Raw genomic sequence first — 23,152 nt, forward strand, 5'->3', positions numbered from 1 at the left:
CCCACCGACTGGTCCTGGATCAACCCGCCGATCTCCTCCGGCCTGACCCCGACCTTCCACCGCTACTACGACCCACCCGACATGGACATCCGGCCCAACTTCGTACGGAGGAGTCCGATTCACGACGAACACTTGGAATGCCCTCGGCGCCTGGAAACATATTGAAGAAGGACTACGCGGACCCCCCCCAAGTCGGCGAATTCTATTGATCAAGCTGTTGCTGGTCGACCGGACGGTCGGGGAAACAAACGCTCGTCGCGCCAACTGCATCGCGGTCGTCACGACCGTCGGCTACAGCTGTCACCTACATTGGCGAATCGGGAGCCGGACTCCTCGAACTCACGGCGCAATCTCACCACACGATCGAGAATGCTGCGGGGTGGCGCGCCACGAGAGGAATAGTCGTACTCACCATGAGCGCGGCCGCACAGTTACATCGGCACCACCGGGATGCGTATGCAAGCATCGTCGGCCCTTCACTCGTGTATTCCGATGGTTTGAGACCTCACTCTGTCTACATCGCTTCGGAACGACCGAAATCACCCATAACGTGTACATTATGCACATATCAAGAAATTGACAATGGATTCGTGTGTCGATCAGGGATCTACTGATGTGTGTAGGCGCATCGCAGATTGGTCCGCTATTAGCGAATAGACCTGCACATACGGTCACCGCAAAGAACAGGATCATGAAACTAGCCCGCTTCCTCTATCGCAACCACGTTCGGTACGGCATCGTCGGACCCGATGGCATCGTCGCGTTGGACCAGTGTGCAGGGACGTTCAGCAATCTGCTCGCGAACTCCCGGACGTCGGTGCTGGAAAGCGACATCTGCATTCCCGCGAACGAGATCGTCTGGCTGCCCCCGTTCACCTCGGAGGCCAAGATCATTTGTGTCGGCTTCAACTACGCGTCCCATGACAGCGAGGATCATCGCCGAGCCGGCGAGTACCCAACACTGTTCGTTCGCTTCCCGGATTCCTTTGTTGGTAGTGGGAATCCCGTGGTGACCGAGGCCGACAGCCGCACCCTCGACTGGGAAGGCGAGTTAGCTCTCGTGATCGGTCAGGGTGGTCGGCGGATCCCGGTAGATGACGCTTGGAATCACATCGCCGGTTTCACCCCAATGGCGGAGAACAGCGAGCGAATCTGGCAGACCCACTCGGCCCAGGCGACAGCTGGAAAAAATTGGTTCGCCAGTGGTGCGTGCGGTCCGTGGGTCACTACCGTAGACGAGGCAGGCCGTGGGCCATTTGAGCTGACAACAAGACTGAATGGCCATGTCGTGCAACAGGCTTCGACGTCAAGTCTCCTATTCAATTTCGCCTCGCTGGTCAGCTACGTAAGCACTTTCACCCCCCTGCGACCGGGTGATGTCATCGCCACCGGGACGCCCGCGGGCTCAGGTTACCGTCAGAACCCGCCACGGTTCCTCGAGCCCGGAGACGAACTCGAGGTCAGTGTGCCGGGCGTCGGCACGCTTCGGCACAGCGTCACGACGGGGCCGGGAAACATAGTCACTGCCAACGATATCTCGTGGCAGCAATCCACTCGATAGGACACCGATCAATGATGATTGCCGATCCACTCAGCACTGGGGAGATGGCCACTTTCGATGCGCATCCTGGGGGGCGCACGGAGCAGCCGGTTCCATGGCGACCGTTCAAGGTTCGGGCCGCGGAGATCCATGCCGAGATCGAGCGGCTCGCTTCGATGCCGCAACCTGCCGACGGCTACCGTGCCGCAGGCATCGTACACCCCGACTCCGTAGGATCGGTGCGCAGCTTCGCTCCTGGTATTGACGTTGTCGTCGAAGTGCTGCTCCCAGGTGAAGCGACGAAGCCACTCCGACGCAACAGCAGCAACGTTGTCATCGGAATCCAGGGGGAAGGCCGGGTGGAGGTCGGAGGGCGCACAATCCACCTTTCGCGCTGGGACGTCTGCAACATCCCATCGATGAGGCCCTACAGCTACCGCAACGACAGCAACGAATTATGGGTACGCTTGACTTACTCGAACTATCCGCTGCTCAGCAAGATTGGTGTGAGCTACGCAGAGCCCTTGGCCGAAATGACCGCGGCCACGCCCACGCCTGCACGCGAAGGTTCTGCACAGTACAATCGGACGAACGCGCCGGACTTCGAAGTCTCCGAGTTCGGGTCACGCGTCCGCGGCTACGAGTTTCTCACCGACATCGAGGTCGTGGAGAACCAGGCTCAGCATTGGCCGTGGGCTGCGGTCTCGCAACACTTGAGCGACCAGCTCGGTGACGGCAAACGCGCAATTCTCGCGTACTACAATCCCGCCACCGAACGCCGTAACGGCGCGACTCACAGCTTCTTCGTCACCGCCACACAAGTTCCGGCGGGATTCCCGCCCATGCCTGAGGGGACGCGTGGTCACCGGCATATCTCGGCGGCGATCAACTATCACTTTCGAGGCACCGGCAAAAGTGTTATCGACGGCGAGACGATCGAGTGGGGTCCGGGAGATCTGCTGCTGTCGGCGCCAGGGTGGCGCGAGCACCTCCACGTCCCCGGGCCGGACGCGATCGGCGTGTTCACCGTACAGGACCACCCGCTGCATATCGGCATGGAGTCGCTGATTTGGCAGGAGAGCATGGATGGTCCGATCTTGACCCTGGGATCAGAAGCCGGTGTCACCGGCTACGTCGGTCCACGTGAAGTCGGCAAATGAACACCGACATCCGGTTCTACAGGGAGGCCGACGTCTTCGCGAAGCTTTCACTCGAGACCGTCATCGAGGAAGTGGAGTTCGCCTTGCGACGTGAACACGAAGGTACCGCGACGAACATCCCGAAGACTATGACCACGTGGGGTGAACGGAGCAGCGCCCACGCGCTCGGTGCACTTGATCTGGGCGAGTCGCTGGTGGCGTTCAAGACGTGGGTCAACACCCCGCGTGGTGCCGCAGCCGTCGCGACCGTCTTCGATGCGGAGGACGGTCGGCTACATGCGGTGGTTCAGGCCGGGATCCTCGGCGCCGTGCGCACTGCCGCGATTGTCGGCGTCGCAACTCGCAGACTCGCCGCTTCCGGCGCCGACGAGCTTGCGATCATAGGCTCGGGACGCCAATCTTTGTCCCAGGTCCTGGCTGTCCACGCCGTTCGCCCATTGCGCAGGATCTGCGTCTGGAGTCCGCGTCCCAGTAGTCGCGACGCATTCGCCGAACAGATCAGAGCGCACGTCCCCGCATCAGTTGTCGTGGCCGATACACTGCGGGACGCGGTGCGTGGCGTCGGGATCGTCACTCTGGTGACTCGTGCGACCGAACCGATACTAGCCGCCGATGACCTCGCTGCAGGCGCTCATCTCAACGCGGTCGGTGCGATCCTTCCTTCGAACGCCGAGTTCGACCCGCGTCTGCTGGGTTCGGCGAAGCTGACGGTGGTGGACAACCTAGAGAATGCACGACGATCGTCCCGCGAGCTGCGTGAGTTCTTTGGCGACGACTGGTCGCGGGTGCACAGGTTGGCGGACGTCGTCGCAGGCGCTGTCGCACCCGACGACACCGCATCGGGGCCAACGGTGTTCAAACCGCTCGGCATGGGTCTATCGGATTCGGCGGCACTGACCGCGTTTTTGCGCGTCGTCGAACCCGGTCTGATGGAGGCTCGATGAGATTCCGAATGACTCCTACCGCGCTGCGCGGATCTATAGCTCCCCTCGTAACGCCCTTCACCACTGACGGTGAACTCGACGTGCATTCCCTGCGCCGCATCACCTCCTGGCAGATTGCGTCGGGATCTGACGGCATCTCGATCGGTGGATCCACCGGCGAACCGGCAGCGCAGACAGTCGCAGAACGCATCCGCGCAATCGACATTGTCGCGGAGGAGATCTCCGATCGCGTGCCGTTCGTTCCCGGTACCGGAGCAGCCAATCTCGAGGACACCATCGAAATCACCGACGCCGCGCAGGATGCAGGCGCGGATGCAGTGCTCATCATCACCCCCTACTACGCGCAGCCGACCCAAGAGGGACTGTACGACTGGTATGCGACCGTGGCGACGGAGTTCCCCGATCTCCCGATCGCCATTTACAACGTGCCGTCACGGACTGCCGTCGAAATCGCGCCGGAGACAGTGGCGCGGTTGTTCAGCGACTTCGACAACATAATCGGAATCAAAGAAACCACGAAGAATTTTGAGCATTTCTCGCGCGTGATTCGCATCGCCGGCCCGGAGTTGATGGTGTGGTCAGGGGTCGAACTGCTTGCGCTGCCGCTGCTCGCTATCGGCGGCGTCGGCATGATCAGCGCCGTCGCGAATCTGGCACCCACCGCTGTCGCAGATCTATATCGCGCTTGGATATCCGGCCGATACAGCGCCGCGCTGGACCTGCATTATCGCTTGCACCCTTTGGTGGACCTGCTGTTCATCGAGACGAATCCGGCGCCGGTCAAATGGGTTTTGCAGTCGATGGGGCTACTTACTTCGGATCTAGTTCGTCCGCCACTGTGCGCGTTGAGCCCGCAGGGGAAAACAGCAGCAAAAGAACTCTTGGCGCAGAGTAGCGAATTAATTCCCGAGTATAGCGCAATGAAAGGAACTCGACGATGAGTCCTGACAGCACCACGACCGAGCGATTCACCGGAGCGTTGATCGTACGGGGCGAAGCCGGATATGAACACGCGCGCGTCGCAAGGATCCACCACTCCCGACATCCACAGCGATTCCCCGCAGCCGTGCTGCTCGCCGAGACCGAGAACGACGTCGTCGAGGGTGTGCGTCTGGCGCGGGAACGCGGTTGGAAGGTCGGCGTCAAATCTGGCGGCCACAGTTTTCCGGTGTGGGGCCTGCGTGACGACGGGCTACTCATTGATCTCTTCGGGTTGAAAGACATTCACTACGACGCAACGACCGGAATCGTCAGTGTCACGCCAGCGGTCACTGGTGGACAAGAGCTTAATCCCTACCTCGAACAGTTCGGTGTCTTCTTCCCCGGCGGAGGGTGTTCCTCGGTCGGTGTCGGTGGCTTTCTGCTGCAGGGCGGGATCGGATGGAACTTCCGCGGCTGAGGATGGTCGGCGGAACAGATTGTAGCGATCGACGTCGTGACCGCAGACGGGGAACTCATCCGCGCCGACGACACGCAGAACGTAGATCTGTTCTGGGCCGCGCGCGGTGCGGGTCCTGGCTACTGCGGCATCATCACCCGATTCCACCTGCGCACTCGCCCGATTCCGGTGGGACTGTCGTCGATGGTCCAGGCGTTCCCCGTCGACAAATACGCGGATGTGCTGGGATGGCTCTGCGCCGAGCAGCACTCGATTCCCGACACCGTGCATTTAGTTGCGATCTCCTCTGTGCCTCAGTTTCCGATTCCTGGTCACCCCGATGGCGAGCTTTTGTTCGTGGTGTGGGCAGTCGCCTTCTGCAACAGCGAGGATGAAAGCCGCGCTGCGCTGGCGCCACTGACCGAAGGGCCGTTCGCAAACCATGCCCTCTTCGCCATCGATCCCCATCCGACAACCCTGCAGAACGAGTACGCTTTCGTCGACTCCAGCCATCCCAGTGGTTACCGCTACCGGGTCGACTCTGCCTGGGTTGATGGCGCGCCGTCGCAAATCGTGGCAGCCAGCAGCCGGCTCGTTCTCGAACGCCCTCGAAATGAACCGGGGCACACCTTCTTTCAATTCGCCCTTCCCCATGAGGGACCCGACATCGCGATGTCGCTCAAAACCGATGTGATGATCGGAACGTATGTTATTTATGAAGATTCCGCCAGCGACGAGATACATCGTGACTGGTTGTTGTCGGCGATGCAGGACTTGGAGCCGCTGACGATCGGTCAGTACTGGGGTGATTCCGACCAGCAGAACCGCCGGGTGAAGTGCCTGACCGATGCCAGTTGGACTCGACTGCAACAGATCAGGGCCGAACGTGATCCCGACGGAGTCTTTGAAGAGTATCTGGCTGGTGAGAGTGGGTTCGACAACACCAACGCCTGGGAAGCGGTGACCGACCGCATGGACGCCGGGAGGTAAGAACTTTGAAAATGGATGGCAAGACGGTGGTCATACTCGGAGGCGGTTCCGGAATCGGGCGCGCAGGTGCGCTCGCGCTCGCGCAGGCGGGCTGCGCCATTCTTGTTGCCGACATCGACGAAGAGGCCGCGCGCGCGACGGCCGCGGCGATCGAGCGCGCCGGTGGTACCGCAGTATTCGCCTATTGCGACTTGGGAAGCGAATCCGATGTGGCAGCAGTGGCAGCACTGGCGTGCCAAAAATACCAGCATGTGGACATCGTGTGGTGCCACGCAGGCTATGCACTGGCCGGACCGCCCGAGAGCATTCCGATCCGGACCTGGCAGAACATATTTGACGTCAACGTGCTGAGCACCGTGCGGGCTCTGCATGCATTTCTGCCGGATCTGACCGCCTCGCGTGGTCACTTCGTCGTCACCAGCTCCGGACTTGGCCTGTTTCCTGACGACGTGCCGGGGTTGGCGGCCCCGTACGTCGTGACCAAAGCCGCTCAGATTGCGTTGGCCCGCAACCTAGCTCCGTATCTGGCCGCGCGGAACGTCGGCATCAGCGTGCTGGCGCCCGACCAGACCAATACCCGGCACGCCCGGGAGATTTCCACCGTGGGCATTCCTGCCGCCGTCGTGGCAGCGGCCGTCGATCCGTCGACGATGCAGACACCTGAATACGTCGCGAGCCGCCTTGTGGGTGGTCTGCGCGCCGATGAGTTCCTGATCTCTACCGTTGAAGGGACTCGCGAACGTCTCACCGAAGCCGCTGCACGTAATCTCAGCCCGTTGGCTGAACCGGTAGAGCCCATCGTCCTGTACGTGAGGATCGAAGCCGACTCCGGTAGGCACGACGAACTCGCCCAAGCGCTGATCGAGTGGGCTACGCAGGTCGTGAAGGAGCCCGGGGTGATCCGGTACCAGGTCACCGCCGATCTCGTCGAGCTGGGGGTATTCCATCTTTTGGAGGAATGGGAGTCCGCCCGTGCTTTCCAGCAGCACAATGACAGCCCTGGTGCGCAGGCAGTGCTGGCGCGCATGGCGGAGTTCGGTATCGCAGGGCTCTTCACCCGTCGGTACGACATAAGTGGCATCGACGGCACGCCTGTCAAGGCTCAGCGCGCATAACCACTTCTCAGCGAACCAGTCCTCGCTATCCACTCCGGCGAACCCTGTCCCCGTTCTGGAATGGATCTCGCAACATAATGAGCGGATGCGAGACAGTAATAATATGACAGTTCACGTCCCGGCTCGACAGCCAGCGCCAAGTGCGGCCGGGCATCGACGAGCCCGGCGCCGGTACAGCTTTGCCTTGGGGCAAGTTCTTGTCGCCGGGAACGTCCGCGCCGAGGCGGGCGCGGTCTTCCGGTTCCGCTATGTGCGTCCGGCGCCTGCACGCCCAACTCGGTGAGCACGCGGGAGATCGGATCGACGCGGAAGCCCCGGATACACGCATACCGCGGATGAACGCACAGATGGACGGCGCCGCAGGTTGATCACCCGCGCGAAAGAGAAGCGAGGCTGCTTTCAGAATTTCCTCGCGATGCGGCGCACCAAACCCCGGGCAGGTAGGCGATGTCGTGACCTCAGGCGCGGCGGCGGTGCGCCGACGGTGTTGGCTTGATCAACCAAGATCAACAGTCCGCCTCGGATGGCGAGCTGGTCGTACACTGCCCACAGTCGGGCTTCGTCGGTGGCAAGGCCTTCTCGAAAAAGTCATTTGCCGTTCGAATCCAAGCCCACGGCGTCGTGGGTGCCGGGCGTTGAGGTTTCGACAGGTGACTGTGGCTACCAGCGGTTACGCACTCGATGGGGAAACACGGAGTGCGACAGGCATACGTTGTGTATTGGGAAATCGATGTGTCAGCAGAAGTGAACACCAGTTACGAAGAGACCTGTGCAGCCGCCCTGTCCCCATCAGCGCTCCGTCGACGCCACCGGCGCCCGACGACTCCACCCCCGGATCATGCGTTCGCCTGAGAAAAAGCATACCGGGCCCCTGCGACCGTGGGCCCGGTCTCAGTCCCACGAACAAGGTAACGGGGACGGGGCTCACGACAGCGCGGGCTCGGCCTTTGGGATGACCGACCCCGCGCGTTCCGACCAGTGACCGAACTCGACGCTTCAGATCCCCGGCCTCACCAAGGAGCCTGCCACTGCGTGCGCGGATGTCGATAGTCCTGTGGGATGCGTCCGCGCTGCCCACGACCTTAGAGGCCCAATCGGACCGTCGGTGCCTCAAGGGGAGAGCAGATGTCGATGTCCGTTCCGTTGCCGAATATTCTGGCGAATTGCGTTTGTCGTCATGGGTGGATGGCCAGCGAGGCTCCGGTGGCGTCGTCGATTCTGATGCACCTAGCCTCGCTCGAGCACAGTGAATACGAGGCACCGGCAGAGCGGTTCCAACTCTCAGCTTCCGGTCGGAGGGAGAAGACACGTACACCGTGGGCATTTGCAGGACCTCGAGGTCTATCCCCAGTCTCGATTTCGGCCGCCGTGAGAATTTTCGCCCGTCGCCACAATCTGGCGCGGGGCCAATGCTCACGTTGTCACCAGCAGATTTCGCATGCTCGGCAGTACTATGTTCGCGTGACGTGGAGGTGTCTGCTCTTGCAACGCAAGCCCCGGCAGGTGCTGAACTAGAGTGCTCACAGCGATTTCGCATTCGAGGCGGGCCAGGCGGGCACCAAGGCAGTAGTGAATCCCACTGCCGAATGCGATCGACAATGTGGTATCCCGCGTGATATCGAATTTATTTGGGTCGGCGAAAACGGCCGGATCTCGGTTCGCTGCAGCGACGAACCCGATGACGGGTTGTCCGGCTCGAACGAGTGCGTCGCCGAGGACGACATCCTCGATGGGCTTCCGCGCTGCCGCCGAGTGGACCGAGCCGTTGAACCGTAGACTCTCGCTCACCGCTCCCGAAATGAGCTGCGGGTACCGCCTAAGCAACACCAGTTGGTCATCGTGGGTGAGAAGATCGAAGATGGTATTGCCTATTTGCGCAACCGTCGTGCCGTGTCCTGCAAACACGATCTGCACACACAACGACAGCAACTCCTCGCCAGTCAATCGCCCGGTGTGATAGGCATCGAGCAAGACACTGACAACACCGGGCTGTGACCTGTCATGGCCCGTGACGACATAGTCAAAGTACTCCAACAGCTTGTCGCCTGCATCACCGGCTTGCCTCATGGCCGATGGGTCTTTGCGGAGATCGAAACCACGGCCGAATGCGGAAATCCATTCTGGTAGCTGCGGATCGATCTCATCTGCAGCGATGCCGAGGACAGCGCAGATAACGGCAATTGATACCGGCACGGCGTAGTCTTCGATCACGTCGAACGCCGCCGCCGCAGCGAGCGCGTCATCGATCAGCCGGCTGGCGATATGCGCTGTCAGCGCCCGATAGCGTTGCGTCGCCCCGGGTGTGAAACCCGCAGCCAGCAGCGCACGCATACGCCCATGATCGGGAGGGTCGGTCGACAACAATAGACGACCCGATAACTCGGCGAACCGCTGATCCCCGGATTTACGCGCGATACTAGCTTCGGACGAAAGCGGTACAAAATTCCGACGAAAGCGAGGATCCTTTAGTACCGACAAAATGTGATCGTGCCGGAATAGATACCAACACCCCGCGCTGCCCACAGTGTAGGGCTGCCCCCAATGCACCGGGTCGCATCGACGGTAAGTCGAATACACTGAATGCGGTTCATTCAGCACTGTAGTGTCGTGAGGATCGAATCGCGGCACCGAGCAGGGCCGATCGTTTGATTCCGCCGGATCGCTCATAGCCACACCATATTCGGATTAATGTAAATGGCCGGGATTGAAGTCACATACATGTCTCGAGCAGGCTGGTCCGCGCGACAGTCCAGTGGTTGGCGTTGAGGCATTCGGTTCGCAATCAGAGGTGTAAAGATTAGGCGAGCCCATTGTTCTCCTAATCCGAGTGGGGTATGCGGCTTCGGCGAATTTGTACTACTCATGAAGTACGGCCTCGTTGCCAGATAGGTGGCAAACGCCACGCGCCGAATGCGAGGGTTACTGCAGCCGCTATCGAGGCGATGACAGGCGCGTCGGTGCGCAGCAGCGCGATCTCCTGGCGCGCTTCATGGGATTTTTTTATCAATTTCATGACGGTTTGTTCGTCGGAGCGCATAGTGCCCTCGAAGACCGTCAGAGATGGGGAACCGCCGGGGCTGGTCGCCAGATATTTGAGTTGGCGCTCCGCGGCCGAGACCACTGAGCCGGTGGCAGGTTCAACCCAAAAATCACGGATAGCTGAACTAAATAGGTGCATCTTCACCACCTGCTCAGAGCTACTATTTTCTAGAATACGAGCGGGTAGAGTGACATTACCTCGCATCGGTACGAGACCGGTTAGGGGAGCGGAATGCAATTGAGTTCGAAAATGGAGCAGTTGCAAGCCATCGAGGGAAGTGGCGTCATCGAGGTACTTCAGGGCGATCTCTTGCTGAGAACCGACGTCGAAGATATGGATAATCGTGTCTGCCTGTAGTGAAGGGAAGTTTGTACTGGAATCCGGTTCGGATCGTCTGGAGTGGTTTCTGCGCTGGCTCGAATACCGTCATAGCCGGTCTGCGCCGCGGTCGCCCATTGCTCCGGTCGATGCTCACCTGGTCCACAATTGCATCTAAAAGCCCTTTGGGGCCCGGGCGGTCCAATCGCACTACCTGCCGGGCGACACGTAGCGTGACGGTTTCAGCGTTCGTCGGCTCCACGCTGGTCATCATCGAGTATCCCTTTATAGGCGCGAGTTCCGGTCAACAGTGCGCGTTGCTATCCGTACGCCAGTCTCCGGCATGTGGTTCCACCTTGACATATATTCCATTGATGCGCCCTGATGGAAGTCCGCCCACCAGCGCGGCCAACATTGCCAGAGTGCACGCTCTAACATTCCATTAACATTCCGTATCAATAGAAGGATCATTGTTGCTCGAGCCCGCGACAAGCGCTCAATTCTTTGATGCAGTATGCAGTATGCAGTACTCGAAAACAAATAAAGCGCAACCATACTTCACGGAGATCCGCGGTCTCAATTCCTTCCTTGTGATGGAAGCGCAATAGGAAGTTCGATGATTGTTGATGTATCGACGGATCCTACAGAATCACACTGGGAACACATCCGAGAATGCTCCGGTCATACGTACGTATCCAATACGCCCCCCCCGCGACCGGAACATCGCGATCAACCAAAATGCCGCACCACGCCAAGACCTATGCTATGCGGGAACGCTTGACCCACCACCGCTAACATCCTCTCTCATGTGGGGCATTCTGTCGGCAATTCGGCTTGCCGTGCGGCAAGCCGCTTCTTCTCCGAGGCCAGCCATGCTTCTGAGCCTCACATACGTTTAGCAAATATCGCTCGGCGGTAGCGAGTGCTGCGCGGCCGGAGTTGACGGTGACCGAGACGCAGCATCGGAAGTCGATCGGGGTGCTTGGGCGGCGACATCGACCCAGGCATATGCGTTGCGACGCAGGATGGCGCTGGCCTGCGCCGTGCCAGGCGATCCAGCACCCACATTGCGGCCGAGGTCGACGTATGTTGTGTTGTGGTACCGCCGCCCACATCTGGACACGGGCCCAGCGGCGAAAGGGTGCTTAGATCGCTTGCCGGGACCCTTACCACAGTGGGACATCGGCCTGACACCTGTAGTTCGGTCGAGCGCCGGTCAACATGACAGCGTTGCGCGTAGTCCAGTTGCTTGCACAGGTGGACGTTGTTGTACAGCTGTACCAGTCGACCCTTTCCATGTGCGAGTAGTAGACATCGCGGCGATTGTTTTTTCAACAGCCCGATGCTCGAGTCAAGGCTAGACGGCCCGCGGAGGCTCACGTCAGAAAACGACCGCCAGCTTACGAGTCTGCGTGATGATCGCTCCGATCGAGTTCAGCGCCAGTTGATCTTCTTCGAACATGCGCTTGCGCTCGCCCACCCTCGCTTGAGTGTACGGCTCTAGACGAGTAAATCCGATGCCCGGTCAGTGGTCGTAGGCGATCAGCGACCGCGTGACCGGTGCTGCGGTGGTGTGGTTGTGCCAGATGGCGGCGGCCATCGCCAGCAGGCGTTGCGCGACGCGGATGGCCACCCCTTCGAAGGAACGGCCGCCGTGGTCTTCCAGGTCGAGCTGGCCTTTGAGGGTGTCGTTGACCGATTCGATCAGTTGGCGCACCTTCTTCAGCAGCGGTTCACCGAAGCGGGCCTTTTCGCGTTTGCGGGCCGGGCGCAGCATGGTGATCCCGTACTCGCCCAGTAGGGTTTCGAACTGGCGGCCCTGCGAATCCTTTGTCGCAGATCAGCAGGATGTCCTCGTGTTCGGCGGTGACGTCGGCGTCGATTTCGAGCAGGGCCGAAAGCACTTCTCGTTCACCGATCTTCGGATCTGCCAGCGCCCACAGGATCGGCATCCCCGCTGGGGTGCACACCAGATACAGCTTCAGCCCCCAGTAGAAACGGGAGTGCGAGGCGCAGTAGCCGTAGCCGGCCCATCCGGCGAGGTCGGAACGTTTCACCGTCGGCACCGACATGCCACACGGCACCGGAGTGGAGTCCACGATCCAGCAGTCGTCGAGCCAGAAGTCGCTGGAGCGGGCCAGCATCCGGATGACCCGCTTGATGAGCCCAAGCGCGTTGCGTAGGCGTTTGTTGTAGCCGGACTGCTGCGGCAGGTACGGAAACATCCCGGTCAGGTGTTTGCGGGCATATCGCAGCCAGTGCGCCTCGGAGGTGAACCCGAGCAGCGACTGTGCCACAGCCAGGCACACCAGTTCCGAATCTGTGAGCACTGGTGGACGGCCGGTCCAGCGCGGGCTGGTCAACTCGTCATCGACTTTCACGTACAGTGCGGTCAGGAGGGTGTCGAGGTCTTCAGTCACAAGTCGATGTCGATACCCTCCACCCACATCCTCGTGAGCGCGAATCGGGTTGGTCGTAGCGCGAATCACACGCTCACAATCGCTCCCGAATCTGGTGGTGGCTAACTACCTCCCCGTGTTGTACTGGGCACGTGGTAGTTGGCGACGGCCGGATGCGGTTGCGGGTGACGAGCCATCCGATCGTTGATCCCGGATCCGGGCTCAGCCGGATCCTGAGCACCGGCCCCATGCTCCGCAACACTTTCGTCTATCCGCCCAACGACCAGATCGGGTATCTGAACGCAAGCCGCGCTGACCTCCTTCGACTCGGCGCTCTATTCCGCGTCGCTGCGACGAGCTCGCACAGCGCGATCTTTATCCCGGTCCCGCCGGGCGCCCTACCAAGAACCTTCGCCGACTACCACATCCATCCGCTGCCCGTGCTCCTGACCCGTGAGGGCACGGGCCTGCGGCCTTCCGACTGGCCGAATCTGCGGCACGGGATGCGCCGCGCCTCGGCACCTGTGCAGGTGACCGCCCCGGCGGCCCGATCTCCCGACCGTTCCGACGACATCCACCGCTGAGCCGATCGTCACCCAGCCCGCTTCACCGAGCATGCCGCGACGCTCGTCATCACCGCCCGTGCCGAACTTTTGTTCTGGATCGGCGACTGGCTCACCGCTGTCGGCGATCGCGTCGCTCGAGACCCCCACGTCCATAAGCACGGCGAAAGCTTCCTCGGCGACATGGTCGGCTTCTTCGACCCCGGAGGGACGGACGAGCCCATGCACGCGTTCTGCGTTGTCGCCGTCGAGCCGATCTTCCACCGGGCGCGCTGGCGGAGGCAGCGAACGCCCGATGTCGGCAGGTCGTAATCGGCAGGTGGCAGGTGACTTCGATTTCGTCGATGGCCTATCACTGAGCCACAGTTAGGACTTACTCGTCTAGAATACCGGCGGACGTATGAAGACGGATGGGTGGCAACGCGCCCTATATTGAAGTGTATGGACACGCAGCTCTCCCTTCGTAGGCTTGAAATTTTCCGGCTGGTGGTTGAGGAACGCAGCGTCACCCGTGCGGCAGAGGTGCTCATGGTGGCACAGCCTGCGGTATCGAATCAGTTGCGGGCCCTCGAAATGTGGCTAGGGGCGAAGTTGTTCGAACGTAACGGCAACCGGCTAGTGTTAACCGAAGCAGGTGAACGCACCGATCGTTGGGCCCGCGATGTGCTGGCGGGTGCGGCGCAGATCCGGCGCGATGTCAGTGACCTTGCGACCGGGCTCGGCGGCAGTGCCATTATCTGGGCAAGCATGGCGGTAGGCACATACCTGCTGCCAAAAGTCCTGACGGACCTGCGCCAGGCCCGTCCCCGCGCCGATCTTACATTGCACATTGCACAGCCAGGCGAGGCGTTGCAAGCGGTGGAGAGCGGCGATGCGGATTTCGCGGTCGTCAGTTGGGATCAACGTCACCTGCCCGAGTCGGTCGAAGCCGAGTTCCTGCGGTCTGAACCTCTGATCTTGTACATGACGCCGACCGCGGCGCCGCCGAGCCGCTCGATGCCGATCTCGGCAGCGATGTCATTGCCGCTCGTGGGTGCGCCACGCAACGCGGTCTACCGCGACCTGGTGGAGCGATTACGAATGACCACCCACCTTGATCCCAACTTCATCATTCGGTTCGGCCATGTAGAGGCCATCAAACGGGCCGCGATCGCTAATGACTGGGCGCTTTTCGCGCCCGCATATGCAATGCAACCTGAAGTGGACGCAGGTTGCCTTGTCGCTGTAGACGTACCCGAGCTGGTCATCCACGAACGTCTTGTCCTGTTCTCGCGGCAGGATCATCTCTTCTCGCCGCTTCAACAGGCCGCCGTCGACGCCGTACGCGCAGTGCTGGCTGCCGACATGCTGCCAGTGGATCCAGCTAGGCGGTGACACAGCGCCGTCAGGAGCAGCTTGTCGCGCCCCGGGGAGACCTAGACGCCGATTCTTGCGTGCCTTCTGACTCGCAAGCAGGCCAACCATCGCCTGCACCACCGACAACCTTCCTGTGCTCTGGGTGTGCCGGGGCCGGACGGGAAGTCCTTGCCTTGATCGACGAGCACCAGCTCCGGCAGGCCACCGGCCAGCCCGCACGGCGGCCGCCGCCGCACCGATGCCCGCAGCGGTTCGCCGAGGGTCCCTGCTCTGCGAACACTGCTGAATACGGAACCTGTGGCATTGCGTGTTGCGAGTCGATCCGGACTCGTCGGGTTGTCGATGACTAGGTAGCAATCGGCCCGCTACGGATGTCCCTGTCGGGTGCCAACCTCAACGACCACCTCGCGCTGCCCGAATTGCTCGACCGGGTACAACCTTTGCGCGGGCGACCCGGCCGGCCGCGCCATCGGGTCGACACCCTGATTGCGGACAAGGGCTACGACTAACTCAGCGTCTATACCGAACTGCGGCAACGCCGTATCACCGGCTGCATCCCCCGCCGCGGCACCCGCGACAAGGTGACCGCCGGACGCTGGATCGTCGAACAGTGCCTCGCGCTGCTCCACCAGTACCGCCGCCTCGCCATCCGCTGGGAACGACGCACCGACAGCCACCAAGGATTCCTCGACCTCGTCGCCGCCTTCATCTTGTGGTTGCCGGACCGGGCCGGGTGCTCACCGCGGATGGAGCTGCCGGAGCGGTGGGTGATCGGGGCGAAGCCGGCGTAGGAGGCGAGGCGGCCGGCCGAGGCGTCCGACTTCGAGCAGGATGCGGGTCCGGGTCCTGACTCCGATGCCGGGCATCGAAGTCAGGACCTCGGCAGGAGGGTGGTCGGCGAGCATCTCCTCGATGTCCTCGGCGATCTGCTTGCGTTACAGCAGAATTACATTCACCGAATCTGCCAGTTTCGGGAGCACTGTTTCAGCGGCTTTGGTGCCGGGAACGGTGACGGTTTGCGCGGGCAACGCGGCTAAGATTTCATCGACGAGCCGCGCGCCCATGCGTGGGGCGTGTTTGGTGGCGATGGCGGTGAGTTTGCGCCGACCGGCGGCCCGGATTCCTTCGGGACCGCCGCGCCGCGACAGAATCTCCAGCACCGCTGGGTGGGCGATGCGGGGTCCGAGGACGCGTTCGACAGGGGGTAGATGCCGGTAAGTAAGGGCAAGAAGTCATACCGAGCCTGGCGGCCGTAAGCCCGATCTCGGTACCCACGAGAAAGGTGACGGGCATCGGCTCACGACTTTTCGAACCGTCAGATACTACGCGGTCATGCTTTTTCCGCCGTTCGGCGCTGGTGGTGGCTTGTGCGGCCCGGTGTCCAGCTCATGATGTGACCGATGGTGCGGATCGGCTGGATTATGAGCTACTCGTCGACCCGTGCCCGCTCACCGTAATTCATCCCGGCCTGGTCTCGAGAATCACAACAGAACTTGAGCCGACACACCGACCTAACAAAGTTCGACCAGTGGCTCGATCGCCTTCCCAATCACCTCTGCGAGGATGTAGTCGATCAGCTCTTCTTCCATGAACTGGCAACGTTTGCCGCGGCGGTCGCGATCGAGCAGGCGATTGTCGCCGAAAATTTGGAAAAAGATCCGACGCGGGTGTACATTAACTCTCGTTCAAACTACTGCGCGATCGGCAGATAGGCGTGAAAACCCTCAAACGAGCTTCGAACCGACGTACACGGTCCGGGGCTCGCTTGGTTAGCGGCGTCCTACGGTATCCCGGAAACGCGTCGCCGGAGTCGGTGAGCTGCGCCCTCCTGCTCCACCGGTATCTCTTCTGTTCAACGAACAATCCGTGACCGGCTGTGACCGATCCAGTGCCTGGATCTAGGCCTTCTCGTACACGCAGAGCACCACCGCCCGTTCGGGAGGATTGTGGTGAAGGCCGACGACATCGACGACCTTCACCACGAACAGCGGGTCGGTGGAGATCTTGAACCCATCGGTCAGGTGCGGTTTCAGGTCGAACCGCTGCCAGATCCGCCCGACCGTCGACTTCGACAGCCCGGTCCGCTCGGCCATCGACGACCGTGACCAGTGCGTGGCATCGGCTGGGGCTGCTCGAGGGTCAGCTCGACCACCTGCTGCACCTGAGCAGGATCGACGGCGGACGGCCCGGCCTCGGCTCATCGGTCAGGCCCGCGAGGCCGTAGTCGATAAGGCGGCCCCGCCACTTACGCACCGTCATCGCCGACACACCCACCTCGGCCGCAACATGGGTATTGAACATGGCCGGCTCGGCGCACGCCAGCACGATCCGGCACCGCAGCGCATACGCCTGCGTCGACGCCCGCGCATCCCGCATCAACTCCCGACGCCGAGCCCCGGTCACCACCAAATCCGGCCCCGACCACGGCCGGCCCGTCCTCGCCGCCGCCGAATCCTACAATCAACGGATCAGGCGCAAAACAGTAGCTTGATCGGGTGGGGTGGGGTTCGTGGAGAAGGGACTCCGCTGGGTGAGATGCAGTGGCAGTATTTCGGGCACTACAGGCCGGATCGCGAACTGCTGGCATAGCTAGCTTCGGCGAAGACGGGTTGGGCGCTCGTTAGCTTCAAGTTGGACTCGCTTTTTGAGTTCGGTCGGTATGACCGTGGCGATATCCATCCGGCTAGTAAGTGTTAGTTTCCGGAGAATGACGGACAGTTGTGTGTCGACAGTACGGATGGAGCTGCCGCGGCGTGCAGCGATCGCGCTGTTGGCCCAGCCGGCAGCGACCAGCACTGCAATCTCACGTTCGGCGGGGGAGAGTTCCTGCCAACGAGAAGTTGCACGACTATCGGCCGGCATCTTCCGCAAGTCGTCGCCGGATCGACCGCTCACCATAATTCGCTGCAGCTCCGGTGAATCGGGCCTTATTAGAGCGCCTTGGTTCATGGCAGCGGCGTAAGTCTCATCGCCGAGAATCGATTCGATGACGTCAGCGGTGCGGTGCTCTTCGGATGCAACGATTGCTAGTTCAGCGACGGATATTCCCATCGACCGGTGCGCTTCAGCGATACTTCCCTGAAGAATGGCGATGTCCATGGCTGAATCTGCCAATTCGTGTCGTCCGGAATCTCCTGAATCTATACGATCCGCGAGGATGCGGGTGAGTGCTGCAGCGCCGAAGCGGAGCGCCCAGGTGGCTGTCCACGGATCGATGCCTGCCTTTAGCACTCCGGCCCCTACCTTCAATGCTTCGTGCGGATCACCGTGCAAGGTCAGCGCGAGCATCCAGGCCAATTCAGCTGAAGGAATGACCCAGCCGGCATCATCCGACTTGAGCGCGCGATCGAGATGCTGACGGGAAAACCACAGCGCTTGCGGTCCATTGCCGACCATGGAGTAGGCCAGTGCCTCGAACAATTCGCTACGTTGCTCACCCGCCTTGTCGCCGCTTTCGGCAAATTTGCTCCGGGCGCGGGCGAATACATGTGGAGCACGTGGGTCTGAGCGGGTCAGCATAAGTTCTAGTCCCCAGGTGAACTCCACGACCGCTGGCAGGCCGATGTCAGAGAGGGCTGTTTCACGCCATTCATGACGCTGTGCCACGTCGGATATGCAGATGTCGGCACATTCTTCCAGAAGACGGGCGCCATAGGCATAATGGCCTTGCCACAGCGCGAGATGACTGATATCCGCTAGTGCCGCTACTCGAAGCTCGATAGGCACCGGGCCGATGTCTCGAGTGGCTTCCATGGCGCGCTGAATATATGCGGTCATCGAGCTCGGGGCGTAAGAAATTACGAATGGGCATTGCAGTGATATGAATGCGATTGCGGTCTCGATCCCTACGGCGGCTTCATCGGGAGTTGTAAGGCTGGTCTCGATACCGGTCAGAATATTCTCCCAGGCGCCACGCGTCCATTCTATCCAGTCGCTCTGTTCGCGGCTCGACCGCATCGCCGATCCGGCAACGACTCGGTCTCGGTAGTAGCGTCGGAGTCGTGCGAGCAGCCTTTCTTCATCCAACTCTCCGGTTCGGTTCCTCAGCTGACCGCTGACGAACACCCGTACGCTTTCGAGTAGAAAGTACCGTACTGCTGTTGAAGTGATATTTGTTGAGACCAGCGAACGCTCCGTCAATGTCTCCAGCAACGGCTCGATTGTTTCGGACGGCAAAGCCTCGTCGGCGCACACCGTCACAATTGCATCGAGTTCAGCTCCACTGATCCTACTTTCGTAGTAGTGCGCTTCGAAGCTTGTTGCGAAGACCGACATCCGGTCGAGTAGCAGTTGTTCATCATCCGTACATAACCCGTAAGACCAGGAAATGATACTGTGACCACTGAGATGGCGTTCCTCGACGCCAGCACGCACGCCGTGCGACCACTGTAGGCGTTTGTCATCGAAATTGCCTGTCAATTCTCGAAGTACAGCCTTCGTCGGCCGATTACGCAGCCGCGCTGCGGCGAGCCGGATGAACAAGGGATTGTTATCGACATGCAGGCAAATCTCGGCTGCAGTGGACAGTTGGTCAGGGCTGTCTGATATCGGTCTGCCAATGATTGCCGCTCGCCGTCGTAAGAGTTCCAATGCGTGTGCACGTGAAAGCGGCGGCACGTCTATGAGGTGCTCGTCGGCCCACCCCATTGCCTGTCGACTGGTCGCCAGGATAGTTAATCGAGGTATCGTGAGTAATCTGACTATGAGTTGAGCGGCGCCGGAGAGCACGTGCTCGCAATTGTCCATTACCAGAATCAATCGACGAGGCTCGGCAGGGCCGGGGGTGGAAAGTATTTCTATGAGAACATCCGCTGCAGGGCGACCGGACATGTCTATTTTTGCAATAGAGTGCAAAATCTCTTCCGCGATCATGTTGCTGGTTGCGTCGCCCTTCAACCGCGCCAAGTGTACCCAGTAGATAGGTCGATCGGGAGTATTTCGGAACCGGCGAAGTGCCTCAACCGCTAACCTCGTCTTGCCGATACCGCCGGGTCCGGCGAGAGTGATGAGTCGACTGTTTTCGAATCGCAGCAGGTTCTCGATCTGTCGCAACTCTGAATATCGTCCGACGAACTCACTGGTGGGAGCTGGCAGATTTGAATCATCGCGGATTGTAGCAGGTGTATGATCACCTCTCAGAGGTGAGGTTTCATCGGGGTTCGAAGATCTGTTCATGGATAATCTGTTCATGGAATCTTGAGATCCGATCGCCGTGCGTCCAGGGAGACGATGGGTGCCGCGTGACGTGAGGTTTCTCCGATGAACTGCATGGTTGTTGTGTTGGAGGTGCTCGGCTCGGAGTGCCCTGCAGCGGTGGTCGAACACCCAAGGCGACCAATCCGACAAGATCGCGCCGACCAGGAGCTGCGGCTGATATGAGGGATCCGCCTTAAGCCGTAGAGCTATTCTATAGCAGCGTACCTGGGTCCCGCCGCTGAAAACGGTCTTCACAACCCTCCGCCGGATGGCCGCGATCCGATCGAAGAGGTGCTGTGGCGGTGCGACCGTTCGTCACCCGCAGAAGGTCGAGCTTGCTCGCGGCGCCGCTTGCGGTTGCGGCAGTGTACGTAACCATGCGAAGGTCCGCTCCTGGTACGAGCAGGACGTCGCAGTCGAGAGTGATGGCGCCGACCTCCGGATGCAAGATCGTCTTCCGGTTGGAAGTATGCCTGGATACCGTCGACGTCGCCCACAGGTGCGCGAAGGTGTCCGACGTGGTTGTGAGGTCATGTACCAGGCTTTGAAGTTGTCGATCCTTGGGGTAGCGGGATATTGCCTCTTTGAGGTCGGCGACAATCGAGGATTCGAGAGCGTCTTCGGCGTGGTAGGACGAGAAAGGGCGCATGGACGCCCGCGCAAAACCGGTGCCGAACAGCGCCCGTGCGAGGTTCCGCTCAGTCGGCGGCGCCAAAGACGGGTCGCCATGCAGGGCGCTCCACATCCCATTCCACCAGACCAGGGACCAGTCCGCAGCGAAGATTCCGATCGGGAATGCTTCCAGACGCGCGGCGATCCGTTGCATGCTTGGAGGCACATGGGTGTCGATCGTCCCGTCGCGCGGGGGCAATAAACCTGCACTGCGATAGAAGTCGTCGCGCTCAGTCCGGGAGAGCTGAAGCGCTCGAGACAGGGCGCCGACTACCTGCGGCGACGGATTGCGGGCGCGTCCCCGTTCAAGGCGCTGAATATAGTCGACAGAAAGCCCGGCTAGCTGAGCGAGTTCCTCCCGGCGCAATCCGGGGGCCCGACGGCCGTCCGTCATAGCGAAGCCGGCGTCGGCCGGGGAAAGGCGGTCGCGCCAGGCATGCAGGAGTTCGCCGAACTCGAAGCGAGGGGAAGTCACGGCTTCATTCTGGCGGCAGTATGCCTGAACAGCCTAGGTACTGTCAGTCCTAGGCTCCGACGCTGGGTTGCCTGTCCGAGCACGCGTGTTCGGCTGAATCGGTAGCAAACAACAGAGCTCGGCCACCAGTATGGGGCCATGTGCACACCACCGCGCGCACAGGCCCTGGTGGACATGGCGCAGTTGGTGAGCTGCAGTTGATCAACCGATCAAGCCCGGGTCACGACCCAACTTCATGCACCACGGCATCCGCTCGCACGTCAAGGACCGCCAGCAAGACCATTCGACATATAGCCATATTCGACAGATGTCCGTGCAGTGTTATTACGGCGTGCGCTGCGGCTCGGCGGCATTCGGCGACGAGATCGACAAACGCAGGGGGGAGTGTCCCCGACTCTGGCATCGTCTCATGGAATACGGTGCCCAGTTCGTAGCCGAGTGACGCGGCGGCCTCACGTAGCCTGGCATCGCTTGACCCATATCCAGCATTTTCGATTATGTCATCACGTAAGTATCCGTATGCAAGAGGAAGTATTTTAGTCATTGGACGGACCTTATCCCGATCGGTTGGCCATACAGAGGGGAACCATCTCCATGGCCGAATGTCATCACGAGGCGATATGTACTCACCTGATTTCTATTTGACCGGCCATGAATTCATGGTTCGCGGCCAACCCGTTCAACGAATCCAGAAATATAGGTTGTCTTCGATCGGCACTCCAGGTGGCCGGGCATCGGTCGAGACTGGCACCGGCGAGTGCGCGGGTAGTGTGAACCCGATGGTTGGAACCCGGCAGGGCGTAATTGCTTCAAGGGTGCGTCACTGCGCTGTACGCGGCTGGGATCCTAACCGCACTTGTCGAGCACCATTTTCAAGGGCGGTCACTCCATTCGGGACGAGATCGACAGATTTCGTGCGTAGACTCAAGTCTTACGGGCCAGGGTGGTGCCCGCATCGGTGAACAGCGGATAGTCAGCAAATGCCACGTACGTAGCCACAACACGCACTGGGTACTCCTCGCCCATCCCAGCTGCCCATCACCATCCGATGGCGCAGCCAACTTCCTGCGAGGACCACACCCACCACCACACATGGGGGAACTGCGTGAGCGGCGACCTCAGGATCAACGTGAGCGGGAAACGGCCGCAACTGGGTATTTGCGCGAGCAACGACCCCCACAGTCGACGCCGACATCATCGACTGTCGCCAGGCGGTCATCGAGACCGGTGTAGAAGGATCACCGCCGCTCCGCCCGCCCACAGCACAAGCTCGTGCTTCACCTGCCCGCACTCGTCTTGGGCGGGCGGCTGGCGACTATGGCAGGTCACCACCTGAACCATGCCTGGGTCCCTACGGCCAGGAAGAACCAGCGGAAAAGCTTGGTAGACCAGCATCTCCTACCCGAAACCGGTGGTCCTCGCACCTCGGGCGCGTAGAGACCCGGGTGGATCGTGGCCAAACCGCTACTGGAAGTGAACCTGAGCCGTTAACCCGACACTTTCCTATCCAGCCCCGCGTAGAGGTCGACTCGGTTACCGTCAGGGTCTTGCACGATTGCATAGCGGTGTCCCCAGAAGGCGTCGTGGGGGTCTAGCTCGCCACAGTATCCAGCGCTTACGAGACTGGCGTAGACAGAATCGACATGTAGCGGGTCTGCGCATCGAAAAGCGATGACGATGCGGCCAGCGTCTCGGGGAGGTGTCCGCCATTCGGCGTGGAAGGCCCTGGTGATGCTGTCGGTGTCGAGTGCGAGTTTCAGGCCATTGCTGAGGGTTGTTTGGACGTGTGGCTGATTCTCGCAGCCTGGTGGGAAATTGATTCCGAGGTGGCGGTAAAAAGTTAGTGAGGCAGCCATGTCGGTAACGATGATGCCGATGACGTCGAGTTGAGGAATCATGCCGCGCGCCTCATGCGCCGATGCGAGGCAGTCCGAGCCCGACGCCGATCGGCGCGGTCTTCGGGGTGACGCCGCGCTCGTGCGCGTCACCGGCGCGGGTACGGCGGT

The 23,152-nt window shown here is 60.9% G+C and carries 19 protein-coding genes and 3 pseudogenes; 12 read left to right on the top strand and 10 right to left on the bottom strand.

Annotated elements, in window-relative coordinates; translation table 11 throughout:
• From ACIA5H_RS36080 to ACIA5H_RS36115, 8 genes are all read left to right on the top strand, one after another.
• On the top strand, positions 1 to 165 hold a 165-nt coding region (locus tag ACIA5H_RS36080; protein ID WP_397080681.1), incomplete at its 5' end, for a nitric oxide synthase oxygenase.
• 526 nt (positions 166 to 691) lie between these two features.
• Entirely contained in the window at positions 692 to 1,561 is an 870-nt protein-coding gene (locus ACIA5H_RS36085) for a fumarylacetoacetate hydrolase family protein (protein ID WP_397080652.1), read from the top strand.
• Between the two features lie 11 nt (positions 1,562 to 1,572).
• Positions 1,573 to 2,700, top strand: a complete 1,128-nt coding sequence (locus ACIA5H_RS36090; RefSeq protein ID WP_397080654.1) for a hypothetical protein — start codon at positions 1,573 to 1,575, stop codon at positions 2,698 to 2,700.
• Entirely contained in the window at positions 2,697 to 3,644 is a 948-nt protein-coding gene (locus tag ACIA5H_RS36095) for an ornithine cyclodeaminase family protein (protein WP_397080656.1), read from the top strand. The genes ACIA5H_RS36090 and ACIA5H_RS36095 overlap by 4 nt, the downstream gene beginning before the upstream one ends.
• Before the next feature lie 8 nt (positions 3,645 to 3,652).
• Positions 3,653 to 4,585, top strand: coding sequence for a 4-hydroxy-tetrahydrodipicolinate synthase (gene dapA, locus ACIA5H_RS36100; protein WP_397080658.1), 933 nt, complete (start codon positions 3,653 to 3,655; stop codon positions 4,583 to 4,585).
• Positions 4,582 to 5,043: an FAD-binding protein gene (locus tag ACIA5H_RS36105; protein ID WP_397080660.1), complete on the top strand. Its 462-nt coding sequence runs from the start codon at positions 4,582 to 4,584 to the stop codon at positions 5,041 to 5,043. Before dapA ends, ACIA5H_RS36105 begins: the two co-directional genes overlap by 4 nt.
• 36 nt (positions 5,044 to 5,079) lie before the next feature.
• On the top strand, positions 5,080 to 6,012 hold the full coding sequence (locus ACIA5H_RS36110; protein WP_397080662.1) for a hypothetical protein: 933 nt from the start codon (positions 5,080 to 5,082) through the stop codon (positions 6,010 to 6,012).
• Between the two features lie 11 nt (positions 6,013 to 6,023).
• On the top strand, positions 6,024 to 7,127 hold the full coding sequence (locus tag ACIA5H_RS36115) for an SDR family NAD(P)-dependent oxidoreductase (protein ID WP_397080664.1): 1,104 nt from the start codon (positions 6,024 to 6,026) through the stop codon (positions 7,125 to 7,127).
• Between the two features lie 1,413 nt (positions 7,128 to 8,540).
• Here the strand turns inward: ACIA5H_RS36115 and ACIA5H_RS36120 are convergent.
• The 4 genes and pseudogenes from ACIA5H_RS36120 to ACIA5H_RS36135 all read right to left on the bottom strand — a co-directional run bounded on the left by ACIA5H_RS36120 (position 8,541) and on the right by ACIA5H_RS36135 (position 12,905).
• On the bottom strand, positions 8,541 to 9,458 hold the full coding sequence (locus tag ACIA5H_RS36120) for a cytochrome P450 (RefSeq protein ID WP_364439165.1): 918 nt from the start codon (positions 9,456 to 9,458) through the stop codon (positions 8,541 to 8,543).
• 529 nt (positions 9,459 to 9,987) lie between these two features.
• Positions 9,988 to 10,467, bottom strand: coding sequence for a porin PorA family protein (locus ACIA5H_RS36125; protein ID WP_397080683.1), 480 nt, complete (start codon positions 10,465 to 10,467; stop codon positions 9,988 to 9,990).
• A gap of 91 nt (positions 10,468 to 10,558) precedes the next feature.
• A pseudogene (locus ACIA5H_RS36130) lies at positions 10,559 to 10,759 on the bottom strand (hypothetical protein); the annotation flags it as partial.
• A 1,251-nt stretch (positions 10,760 to 12,010) separates the two neighbouring features.
• Positions 12,011 to 12,905, bottom strand: a pseudogene (locus ACIA5H_RS36135) (IS982 family transposase).
• Positions 12,906 to 13,057: 152 nt separating this feature from the next.
• Here ACIA5H_RS36135 and ACIA5H_RS36140 point away from each other — a divergent pair.
• The 3 genes from ACIA5H_RS36140 (at position 13,058) to ACIA5H_RS36150 (ending at position 15,594) form a co-directional block, all read left to right on the top strand.
• A complete protein-coding gene (locus ACIA5H_RS36140; RefSeq protein ID WP_397080667.1) occupies positions 13,058 to 13,468 on the top strand; it encodes a hypothetical protein in 411 nt (136 codons plus the stop codon).
• A gap of 420 nt (positions 13,469 to 13,888) precedes the next feature.
• Positions 13,889 to 14,821, top strand: a complete 933-nt coding sequence (locus ACIA5H_RS36145) for a LysR family transcriptional regulator (protein ID WP_397080669.1) — start codon at positions 13,889 to 13,891, stop codon at positions 14,819 to 14,821.
• Between the two features lie 563 nt (positions 14,822 to 15,384).
• Positions 15,385 to 15,594, top strand: coding sequence for a hypothetical protein (locus ACIA5H_RS36150; RefSeq protein ID WP_397080685.1), 210 nt, complete (start codon positions 15,385 to 15,387; stop codon positions 15,592 to 15,594).
• Here the strand turns inward: ACIA5H_RS36150 and ACIA5H_RS36155 are convergent.
• Positions 15,501 to 16,008, bottom strand: a pseudogene (locus ACIA5H_RS36155) (transposase); the annotation flags it as partial. The gene ACIA5H_RS36150 and the pseudogene ACIA5H_RS36155 overlap by 94 nt on opposite strands.
• 288 nt (positions 16,009 to 16,296) lie before the next feature.
• Here ACIA5H_RS36155 and ACIA5H_RS36160 point away from each other — a divergent pair.
• Positions 16,297 to 16,515 carry a hypothetical protein gene (locus tag ACIA5H_RS36160; RefSeq protein WP_364439172.1) on the top strand — a complete coding sequence of 73 codons (219 nt, stop codon included), beginning with the start codon at positions 16,297 to 16,299 and terminating at the stop codon, positions 16,513 to 16,515.
• Between the two features lie 186 nt (positions 16,516 to 16,701).
• Here the strand turns inward: ACIA5H_RS36160 and ACIA5H_RS36165 are convergent, their stop codons facing one another.
• The 5 genes from ACIA5H_RS36165 to ACIA5H_RS36185 all read right to left on the bottom strand — a co-directional run bounded on the left by ACIA5H_RS36165 (position 16,702) and on the right by ACIA5H_RS36185 (position 23,044).
• Entirely contained in the window at positions 16,702 to 16,896 is a 195-nt protein-coding gene (locus ACIA5H_RS36165) for a hypothetical protein (protein ID WP_397080671.1), read from the bottom strand.
• Between the two features lie 46 nt (positions 16,897 to 16,942).
• Positions 16,943 to 17,206 (bottom strand): helix-turn-helix domain-containing protein, encoded by a 264-nt coding sequence (locus ACIA5H_RS36170; RefSeq protein ID WP_397080673.1) that lies wholly within the window; start codon positions 17,204 to 17,206, stop codon positions 16,943 to 16,945.
• Between the two features lie 186 nt (positions 17,207 to 17,392).
• Complete coding sequence (locus ACIA5H_RS36175; protein ID WP_397080675.1) at positions 17,393 to 19,699, bottom strand: LuxR C-terminal-related transcriptional regulator; 2,307 nt, start codon at positions 19,697 to 19,699, stop codon at positions 17,393 to 17,395.
• A 511-nt stretch (positions 19,700 to 20,210) separates the two neighbouring features.
• Positions 20,211 to 21,146 carry a helix-turn-helix transcriptional regulator gene (locus ACIA5H_RS36180; protein WP_397080677.1) on the bottom strand — a complete coding sequence of 312 codons (936 nt, stop codon included), beginning with the start codon at positions 21,144 to 21,146 and terminating at the stop codon, positions 20,211 to 20,213.
• 1,487 nt (positions 21,147 to 22,633) lie between these two features.
• On the bottom strand, positions 22,634 to 23,044 hold the full coding sequence (locus ACIA5H_RS36185; RefSeq protein ID WP_397080679.1) for a VOC family protein: 411 nt from the start codon (positions 23,042 to 23,044) through the stop codon (positions 22,634 to 22,636).
• Positions 23,045 to 23,152 lie beyond the last annotated feature (108 nt).

Origin of the sequence: Nocardia sp. NPDC051900, from assembly GCF_044452545.1 — a bacterium.
Lineage (GTDB): Bacteria > Actinomycetota > Actinomycetes > Mycobacteriales > Mycobacteriaceae > Nocardia > Nocardia sichangensis.